Source organism: Gemmatimonadota bacterium (assembly GCA_026706845.1).
Taxonomy (GTDB): Bacteria; Latescibacterota; UBA2968; order UBA2968; family UBA2968; genus VXRD01.
Genome location: JAPOXY010000129.1, coordinates 1 through 9,594, shown reverse-complemented (window position 1 = coordinate 9,594; position 9,594 = coordinate 1). Strand labels below are relative to the sequence as shown.

At 51.8% G+C, this 9,594-nt stretch carries 10 protein-coding genes; 3 read left to right on the top strand and 7 right to left on the bottom strand.

The genetic code is table 11. The features are described from left to right. The 5 genes from OXG87_12690 to OXG87_12670 all read right to left on the bottom strand — a co-directional run. Positions 1-1,109: hypothetical protein (locus tag OXG87_12690; GenBank protein MCY3870410.1), on the bottom strand; the 1,109-nt coding region annotated here is incomplete at its 3' end. A gap of 13 nt (positions 1,110-1,122) precedes the next feature. After that, a complete protein-coding gene (locus OXG87_12685) occupies positions 1,123-1,557 on the bottom strand; it encodes a Rieske (2Fe-2S) protein (protein ID MCY3870409.1) in 435 nt (144 codons plus the stop codon). An 11-nt stretch (positions 1,558-1,568) separates the two neighbouring features. Continuing rightward, positions 1,569-2,783 (bottom strand): thiol oxidoreductase, encoded by a 1,215-nt coding sequence (locus OXG87_12680; GenBank protein ID MCY3870408.1) that lies wholly within the window; start codon positions 2,781-2,783, stop codon positions 1,569-1,571. A gap of 221 nt (positions 2,784-3,004) precedes the next feature. Further along, positions 3,005-3,784: an SDR family NAD(P)-dependent oxidoreductase gene (locus OXG87_12675; GenBank protein MCY3870407.1), complete on the bottom strand. Its 780-nt coding sequence runs from the start codon at positions 3,782-3,784 to the stop codon at positions 3,005-3,007. A gap of 11 nt (positions 3,785-3,795) precedes the next feature. Next, complete coding sequence (locus OXG87_12670) at positions 3,796-4,965, bottom strand: PmoA family protein (GenBank protein MCY3870406.1); 1,170 nt, start codon at positions 4,963-4,965, stop codon at positions 3,796-3,798. A 160-nt stretch (positions 4,966-5,125) separates the two neighbouring features. Between OXG87_12670 and OXG87_12665 the strand changes: the two genes are divergently transcribed. Genes OXG87_12665 through OXG87_12655 form a run of 3 tightly spaced genes read left to right on the top strand, consistent with a single transcriptional unit; the run spans position 5,126 to position 8,640 of the window. Then, positions 5,126-6,052: an NAD(P)-dependent oxidoreductase gene (locus tag OXG87_12665; protein MCY3870405.1), complete on the top strand. Its 927-nt coding sequence runs from the start codon at positions 5,126-5,128 to the stop codon at positions 6,050-6,052. 16 nt (positions 6,053-6,068) lie between these two features. Further along, complete coding sequence (locus OXG87_12660) at positions 6,069-7,007, top strand: zinc-binding dehydrogenase (GenBank protein MCY3870404.1); 939 nt, start codon at positions 6,069-6,071, stop codon at positions 7,005-7,007. 16 nt (positions 7,008-7,023) lie between these two features. Next, entirely contained in the window at positions 7,024-8,640 is a 1,617-nt protein-coding gene (locus OXG87_12655) for a glycosyl hydrolase family 32 (protein MCY3870403.1), read from the top strand. Between the two features lie 11 nt (positions 8,641-8,651). Here the strand turns inward: OXG87_12655 and OXG87_12650 are convergent, their stop codons facing one another. Both OXG87_12650 and OXG87_12645 read right to left on the bottom strand, forming a co-directional pair. Next, on the bottom strand, positions 8,652-9,377 hold the full coding sequence (locus tag OXG87_12650; protein ID MCY3870402.1) for an NAD(P)-dependent oxidoreductase: 726 nt from the start codon (positions 9,375-9,377) through the stop codon (positions 8,652-8,654). 4 nt (positions 9,378-9,381) lie between these two features. Further along, a partial coding sequence (locus OXG87_12645; GenBank protein MCY3870401.1) for a hypothetical protein occupies positions 9,382-9,594 on the bottom strand: 213 nt, incomplete at its 5' end.

Here is a 9,594-nt window from a genome sequence, read left to right as displayed (position 1 = left end):
CTCCAATTGTAGAGATAGTTGAATTTGAATACCGAATCCGGTGAAGGTCTAAAATTGAGTCCCAATGTCAGGCGTGTTTGGTGATCCCCTACCAGGTCGGCATCAAAATCGATCCAATCGCAGCGAACAACACCTTCAAAATAACCATCTGGAATCGTCGGTAGTGCATCTTTGAAAAACGATGCACTACCTTGAATATAAAAACCTTGCTGCCTGGACGCATAAATTGATCCAATCAATCCAGGATGCAGATCTATGGATGCCCGAGCGTATTCTCCCAAAAATTGAAACGCGTTCCACGCATAATCAGCGTCCAGTGCAAAAATCGTCACATGTCGGGCCTCATCTATCGAAATATCTTCTAAAAACGTCGTGTTATATTGCCCCCGGTGAAAGGAGATCCCAAAATCTGCTTTGGGTATTGGGCTAATGCCTAATCGTCCGGTAAGTGCCGGGCTGTTATTGTTGTCTTCGACATTATGGCGTCCTTCGGCAATGCGCGTCCCCTCATCGCTCTCTCCTACCAGATCACTATCCAGACCATTTACAGCATACAGTTCATACGTCAGGCGCGTTGAAGGTGAAGGATAAAATGCGCCAAAAATCCCTGCGCCGGGTTCTGATAACGCCGTTGGAATGATCTGGGTACTCACCAGGGGGCGATCTGTCATCTTATTGGATGGGCTATCGTGGGCCAAATTGAATTTTCCCAGCGGCGAGAGCAACATGCCTGCTCGAAATGTGAGGGCTGGATGAAGTTCAAAATCGAGAATAGCCAACTCGAGCAAAATCTCCTCAGTGCCTTCCTCAAACTCCAACTCAGCCGCCATCCTGAAACGCTCAGATACAAAAGAGTGAAAAAACATATTGAACCGCTTGGGGACAAATGTGCGCTCTTCCACAATACCATTTGTCTTCTCAAATCGAAAATGCGCCTCGGCATATCCACCAAAATTTGCCCTGCCTGAAGCGAGTTTAAACAGATGGGGTTTGTCGTAAGATCCACCTTTTACAAAGGGTGGAGGTGCGTTTTCATCTTCTGTTTGGGCATCGATACGCGCACCCAAACAAATGGCCAATGCCAACAAAGATTGACAGAATCGTTTCATCACTATACCGCCTTTATCCAATAGAAATCTCAATGCCTTCAGCAGACATTTTTGTTTTATAACGCGCCAGAGGTTGGTCTGCAGGACCGCGAACGGCATTGCCTTCCAAATCAAACATCGATCCATGACAGGGACACAATAGGAAGTGGCTTGAGGGTCTAACAAAACAGCGCAAGTGCGTGCAAATAGCTGAAAACGCCTGATAAGCGTCTTTTTGTCGGATAAGGATGAGAGGATCTGCAATCCCATTGACACGAAGCTGAATCATCCCTCCCGAATGTCTCAGTTCGGGGTAGTCTGTCGGATTGATCAGTACCCGACCATCTGTAGTGCCAATCCGGTAAACAGACGCGGTTGCACACGCAGAAGCCACACTGGCAACCAGCACATGTGAAGTCGCCAGGAACTCGCGACGCGTCAGATGAGATTCGCATTCGGATCGACTCATAATAATAGTGCCTATAGCGAAAGCAAAAACGCAAGCAGTGCTTCTTTATCCTCTGCGCTCAATCCCGCAAACCGCTCGCGTGAAGCCTGTGCTTCGCCGCCATGCGTCAAAATAGCTTCACTCAAATTGGTTGTGCGGCCATCGTGCAAATAGTGAACGGTGCCACCCAAATTATCAGCCGCCAGGCGCAAACCCACAAGAGGAGGAGTGCGCCACTCGCGTCCATTGGCAGTCCAATCGGCTCTGTTGTCAGCCAGACCTGGCCCCATGTCGTGCAACAGCATATCAGTATAAAGCGGCGCGTCCACAAAATTGAGAGAGGGTATTTTGCTCGGACCTGTTTTTAACACGGGTACATGGCAAGACGCACACCCTATCTGATTGAAAAGCATATCCCCTCGTTGAACCTGGGGGGTAATATCGCCGCGTTTGGGCACAGCCAATGTGCGAATGTACATCAATACATCCAGCACTTCAGTCGCGGGTACCTCGGGGTCTGGCGCAATATCGCTCAAAGACAAATCAGCTACCCGTGGATGCAGTGATTCTTCGGGTATATAATCAGTCGTAATACCTATGTCGTCGTGATAAGCTGCCACAATCTGGTGCAACAGGGATGCGACATTGGCCTTAAGGCCGAACCGACCGACTGCCATGCCAGGTCCTGATCCATTCATATAAGGCGGAACAAAATCTGGTGGTTTCACCCAATTCACACGTCCGGAAATCCCATCGCCGTCTGCATCTTCGGGATCGGCAAGCGCGATAATTGTTTCATCTGGAATAAACTCCATTAAACCCCGTGCAAAAACCGGGGGAGGCATTCGCACCGAAGTTTCAGCACCAGGTGGAATCGTCTCGGGATCCACCCCGGGAATGCTGCGATCCTGAAGTTGCGGTCCACCCAGCGTCGGCACGAGATCTCCATTGATGCTAAAACGCGTCAGTGCCGTTGCTGGCGTGCCTCGACCATCTCCTGGATGACAGGTCTCACAACTCGGCTGATTAAAAATTGGGCCCAACCCATCTGAAATGGTAAAAATTCGGGCAAATTGTTCGTCGCCTCGGGCGAATGCCGCCATAATAGAAGGGGGATTGTCCATAGGGGCGTCTGTTGTATCATCAGGTGCCGTCGTCAACAATTTGCCACATCCAACGAATAACAAATAGATGAGAAAGGGCGTTACACCACGGGCAAGATCAGAAAAATAGAGAGGGCGAGTCATAACTTTTACTCTGATATAATTTTAAATTTTTGTAAGAATTAAAATATTTTTAGTTATAGCTAAAAATATATTTATACTTCATAAAGGGCAAGAGAAATTTCTTGCGCGATAGCAACCTTCAAGTTTTTACACAGGCTTTAAATTTACCTATTAAACACAAAATCGGGCATATCGTATGACTTGATATGCCCGATTTATCATTGTACAACAGCTTATTGCATTCAAAAAGCCGTGGGTCTTCCCTGCGCGCCGTCAACGGGAATGGATGCGCCGTTGATCCAACTCGCGCGATCGGATGAGAGAAATACGATGACATCGGCGACTTCAAAGTCCGTGCCGAGTCGCTGTGCGGGAAATTCGCGCGTGCGGAATATTTCGTATTCTTCCGGTGTTTCGTTTTGGAAGCGTTCCCAACCGCCGCCAGGAAAAAGGAGCGAGCCCGGGCAGACGGTGTTGACGCGAATGTTGTGTGCTGCCAATTCCCACGCGAGTGCGCCAGCGAGAAATATTTCAGCCGCTTTGGTTGCGCCGTATTGCGCGCCCCGGTTTGCGGGTTTCCAGCCCGATATGGAGGAGATGGTGACAATACTGCCGCCATTTCTTTTGGTCATGTGGGGAACAGCTGCGCGGCTGGCGCGAACCGCGTGAAAAAGGTTGAGGTCAAAGGTTTGTTGCCAGTCGGCGTCTGTGGAGGTGAGCAGTTCGCGCGATCCGGCTGTGCCGCCCACATTGTTGACGAGGATATCAACACCGCCGAGTTCATCTGCGGCTGCATTGACGAATCGCTCGGTTTCGCCGGGTTCGGCTACATCGAGCGCGAGTCCAAATGCCTCGACGTCGTGTGCGCGAATTTCTTCGAGTGTTTTGTCTATGCCCGCTTGCCCGCGCGCGCACAAGGCGATATTGCAACCTTCTGCGGCAAATCGCAATGCGGTTGCGCGGCCAATGCCGCGACTGCCCCCGGTGATGAGGACGACTTTATCGGTGAGATTGAGGTCCATGATTTAATCCTTTAATCCTGTTCAACCTTCGGCGGGTGGGCGAAGTCGTGATACCGCTCGCGGATATTGCCATCGGTGGCGTCGCCTTTGTGAAAATAATAGCGATAAATGCCGACGAGCGACTCGCCCTGCGAGAGTGTGTGATGCCCGCGCCGGCTTTCGTCGCCGTAAAAATACGAGTGTCCAAAAGGATTGGCTGTCATCAACCCGTAATTGCGTACGTGCCAGTGCGTGGGATGCCGAAAGCTGTCGGGATGATCCATGATGGCAACGCCTGTTATATTGCCGTTTACTGGACCTGAATAATGGCACCAGGGCGCGCGTTTTCCCCAGGTCTCATCTTCATCAATGCCGCCAATGCCGTTCTCGATTTTGCCGCCCAGGTCGCGTTTTACCTCCATTGTCTCTTCCACGCGAATAGACGCCAGACCGCCTTCTTTTGTGTCACCGAATAACACATCCATATTTCGGGCGATGAGCGTGAGGTGCAAATCCATGATTCGCACAGAAGAGGGTGTGTTGTACACAACCCACTCTGCACGCTGATCCAAAATCTCGCGATTTCTACCCGGAGGTCCTGTCCAACCATCCATGCCCACCCAGTCGCTATTTGATACAATGCGCCCCAGAACAGGTCCGCTTTCGAGCAATTCAAAGTCACGGTGCAAGATCCGTCCGTGAGATTCGCCTTCTGACCAGTTGTCCGCACCGTTCACTTCTCCGTGTGCAATCCAGATTGAGCGGTGGTGATGGTGATCCATTTCCCGTCCGTCTGCTGGCGTAGCCAACCGCCGCGTTACCGGATCACCATAAGGTCCAATGACGGGATGTAAAAGTGGTCGCGCGAGTTCTGTGCCATGACAATAGGTCGTAAAATGCTGGCCGCCAATCGAGACAGATACTTCATTTTCACCTTGTGTGACTTCCACACCGCGTCCGGAGTCCGCTGGTTCTTTTCCCAGTGTGAGTTCGTACTCGGCGGTTTTTCCCGCTTCGAGATGATCGACAATGAAATTGATCTGCAAACCATCGCCCGCGGGTGTCACCTGACAGGGAACTTCGCTATCTCCCGTGCTCAAGGTCGCCGTTGTCGCGCTTTCCGGTGTTTCGACCACAGTCGAAACCGGACAGTTGATCCGATTGTGTGGGCCTGCGTGAACGGTCAGTTTTACTGTTGCCATTGTTGTCCTCCGTAATAGTGATATAAGAATACAGGTCGTGTATGAGGTTACGAAATCCATTGCCAAAGTCAAGCCTTTCGCACAAAGCCGTTGACATCCCCCATGGGGGCAATTATCATAGGGTCGAAAAACTGTCATTATTTATTTTTTGGAGATTAATATGTCCATTCTCGTTACCGGAGGGTCTGGTTTTGTCGGTTCATGGGTCGCCAAACTCCTCGCCGAAGAGGGCGAAGATGTCATTGCTTTTGATATGTTTGAGCGGCGCGACGATTTTTTGTCCCATGTGTCTGATCGCATCACCTTTGTTGAAGGCAATATCCTGGGCTTCGCTCATATCAATGAAATTGTGCGCAATAATTCGGATCTCACGGGTATTGTTCACACGGCCGCGCTTTTGGGGGGGGATGTGCGCGACAATCCCCATTTTGCGACACAGGTCAATGTGGGGGGGACGCACAATATTCTCGAAGTCGCGCGACAGGTTGGCGGGTTGAAGGTCGTCTATGTATCCAGCGGTGCGGTTTATGGCAAGCAAGAAGGACCGCTGACGGAAGACACGCCTATGATTCCCAGCGATCCCTATGGCGCGACCAAGGCGATGTCGGAACATCTTTGCCACCAGTATTATGCGACTTATAGCGTCGATGTTCTGTGTGCGCGTCTCTTTTTTTTGTATGGTCCTCCCAATGCCCCTGGCCCGGACGCGGGCTTTAATACGCGCATTTTTGCCGGTCTGAGTGGGCAGGATGTAAGTCTGCCTCAAGGCCGCGAGCAAAAGGCCGATTGGACTTATATCGAAGATGCCGCGCGGGGTGTTTTGCTCATGCTCAGGGCGACAGATGTGGCCAGCCGATCTTTTAATATTGCGACGGGCACGTACAATCCCATTGACGAAATTATCGAAGTCGTGCGGCGGCATTCACCGGGCAATCCCCGGTATGAAGTTGGCCCAGGCGTCAACCTCGAGCGCGGCGCGCCACTCGATATTGCCCTTGCCAGAGATCAACTCGGTTACGAGCCCAAATACGATCTCGAATCCGGCGTGCGGGCTTATCGCGCCTGGTTTGATCAACGACGTGCGTAAATAACAGGAGAAGACAATGTCAAATAAAACGCTTCGTTACTTAGACGATGGCAGTATTGAACTGTTTGAAAGGGAAGTGTCAGATCCCGGAGAGAACGAAGTTCAAATTGAAGGCGGCGCATGTGGGATATGTTCGTGGGATGTGGTTACGGCTAAGCTCGGCAATCAGATGCACCCGATGGCACCTCCGGGGCACGAAGGCGTTGGTTATGTCGCCAAAATCGGTGCTGGTGTCACGGATTTCAAAGAGGGCGACCGGGTCGCTGGCGGTGGTTTTGCCAATATCCGCAACTTATCCGCTCAGCGCGTTTTCAAAATCCCGGAATCCGATTTGCCGGATGAATACTGGATTGTCGAACCCGTGTCCTGTGCTGTTACGGGTATTGACCATTGCCAGATTCAGCCCGGGAATCGCATTGTGGTCGTCGGCTGTGGATTTATGGGCTTGTTAATCCTGCAAGGGCTTCTGCGCTATCCCCTCGACGATTTGATCGTTCTGGATATTGTCCAAAGTCGTCTGGATCTCGCGCAACAACTCGGCGTTGGAGAGGTGTATAACACGGCTGAGGTTGATCTACAGGATTTATCGCGCGAACTCAAGAGTAGAGAGATTGACGTGGTTGTCGATACCTCAGGTAGCCAGGCCGGATTGGATCTATCTACCGATATTGTGAAACGCGGCGGGCGCATCAATCTCTTTGGCTGGCTCAAAGGTCAGACCGCCTCTTTTGATCCCACAAAGTGGCATTTGGGGGGATTTACTGTTGTCAATTCCGCGCCGGCTTCAAAATTGCGAGATACTTTTGGCCCTGCGATTCGCCTTATTCACAAAGGTATTATTGATCTCAAACCGCTGGTGACACATACGGCAATGCTCGAAGATTATCCGGCTTTGATGGGACAAATTTTGGCGGGCGATGAGAGCTATATCAAAGGGGTTGTGACGCTGAAATAGAATATGGGATGAGATTATGAATGCATTGCTGTACAATGGGATTGTGTTGCCGGAAGCTTGGCCCCCTCGCAATGTGGATGAGGGAGGTCCGGCACCTGTTCCCATTCCCTATCTGGACGATCCGCCAGAGGTGATTTGCATCGATCTGGGCAGGCAGTTATTTGTGGATGATTTTTTGATTGCATCTACTTCTCTGACAAGGGTTTTTGGCGAGGCAAAAATCCATGAGGCGAGCCCTGTTCTGAGTCCTGAGACGGATGAAGAGATGGACAATGGCTATTGTCCGATGGCTGCACCATTTAATGACGGCGCGTGGTACGACCCCGAAGATGGGTTGTTTAAGCTGTGGTACATGCCGGGCTGGTTTCACAGTACGGCACTGGCAATAAGCCGGGATGGCATTCACTGGGATCGTCCAGATCTCGATGTTGTGCGCGGTACGAATCTCGTATGGCCCAATCGGGATGGATACGATCGAGACGGGTGTCTGGTGTGGCTGGACTATGACGCAGAAAGACCCGAAGAACGCTTTAAGATGTTTCAATATTATCGGTATGACACAGGGGGAAACGCGACTGCCTCAGAGGGCTGGTTGCACACATCGCCCGATGGAATTCACTGGTCCGACCCCGTTGTGACCACACCCGTGGGCGATAATACGTCATTTTTTTACAATCCATTTCGCAAAAAGTGGTGTATGAGCATTCGGCGGCAGAGTGCCAATTTGCGCGCGCGATTTTATCGGGAATGTGATGATTTTTTGCCTACATGGGATCAAGAGCGCGATGAGGTTCTCTGGCAGCGCATCGACAGTCTCGCTCTGCCCGATCCCGCTCTGCCCGATCACCGGGTCGCACTTTACGATGTGAATGTAACACCTTATGAGAGTTTGATGCTGGGGCTGTTCGCAATTTTTCGCGGGCCTGAAAATGATATTTGTGCAGAGAAGGGTGTACCCAAAACAATGGATTTGGAACTGGGGTATAGCCGCGATGGGTTTCATTTTAGCCGCCCAAACCGCACACCTTTTCTCGCCTCGTCGCGCCGTATTGGCGATTGGAATCGGGCGTATTTGCACGCGGTGGGCGGTGTTTGTATGGTGGTGGGGGATGAAGTGTGGATTTATTTTACGGGTTTTTCCGGCCAGTCGCCAAAGCTCGGCAAGACAGATGTGGGGGAGATCGGGCGAAGTCGGCGCGTGATGTATGCGGGTGCGAGTACGGGGTTGGCAACTATTCGGAGGGACGGTTTTGCATCTATGGATGCAGGTGCCAGTGGCGGTATGCTGACCACGCGCCCTGTGGTTTTTAAGGGGCATCGGTTATTTGTGAATGTGGAGGTACCGAGGGGTGAATTGCGGGTGGAAGTTCTGGAAGAAAATGGGCGTTCGGTCGAAGGTTTAAGAGCGGACCAGTGTGTGCCGCTTTGTGTGGATCGCACCTGTTGCGAGATTTTGTGGACTTCTGGTCAGAATTTGTCTTCGGTCTCCGGGCGTCCTGTAGTATTCAGGTTCTATTTGCAGTCGGGGCGATTATTTTCGTTTTGGGTTACGGATGATCCCAATGGGGCGAGTTCTGGATATCTGGGGGCCGGTGGACCCGGTTGTACAAAGGGGCGGGATTTGCCCGGGTGATGATGTGTGATTTAGGCGGGTTTTGTCCAGTAGGATTCGAGTTTGTCTCGGGGCTCAAAGCCGAGTATTGAGCGTGCGCGCGTGTTTGGGAAGCGATTGTGTGGCAGGTCTGTGGTGATGAAGAAGACTTCAAAGCGCGATGGAAGCGTTTGGAGATCGACTTCTATGGCGCACTTAACGGCTTGTGCGGCATCTCTGGCCGATATGCTGAGGGTGCTGTCATCGGTGTTGTGTGGGTCTGCGGTGGGGTTTCGAAAGCGCGAGAAGATGAGCGAGAGGATGTGTAGCGGATGGTGTTCGCTGAAGAGTCGGCAGATTTCGAGGCCGAGGCCTTTGCTCATCGCATAGAGTTCCGTGCCGGGTTGTGGGGGGATTTTTTCAGAGATGGTATGGTCGTAATCGAGATAGGAAGGCCCGACGAGCGAGAAGCGCGGTCCCGTGTTGATAAAGCGTTTCATGCCATACGCAACTGCGGCGCAGAGTGCGTTGTGCGTTCCCATTGTGTTCACGCCAAAAGCGATTTTGCGATGTGTGCGCTGAACAGAGCAGTTGATGATGACGTCCATGCCCTCGGCAGCGGACATGACTTGAGCAAAATCGGATACATCGACCTGCCGCGTGTCGTGCGGTGTATCTATGGGCATGATGTCGGTGACGCGAAGTTGGTGGTGGTCTTCGAGTGCTTTGACGACATAAGGACCGAGAAAACCACTGCCACCGAGGATGAGGACGTTCATGGGATTATTGGGTGACGCGCGGGCGGTTTGTGCGGTAGGGCGGCTCGAGCAGGGCGCGTTGTGTGGGGGTAAATTCGTCGAGCGCGTTTTCCACATCTGGCGGCAAATACCGCGCTGAATAGGTCAGTGTGCCGGGCGAGTATTTGTAGAGAATGGATCTGCGTTGATGGTCGGCTGTCCAGGGGAGCGTGCCATGTGCCAGTGCTTCTGTGAAGAT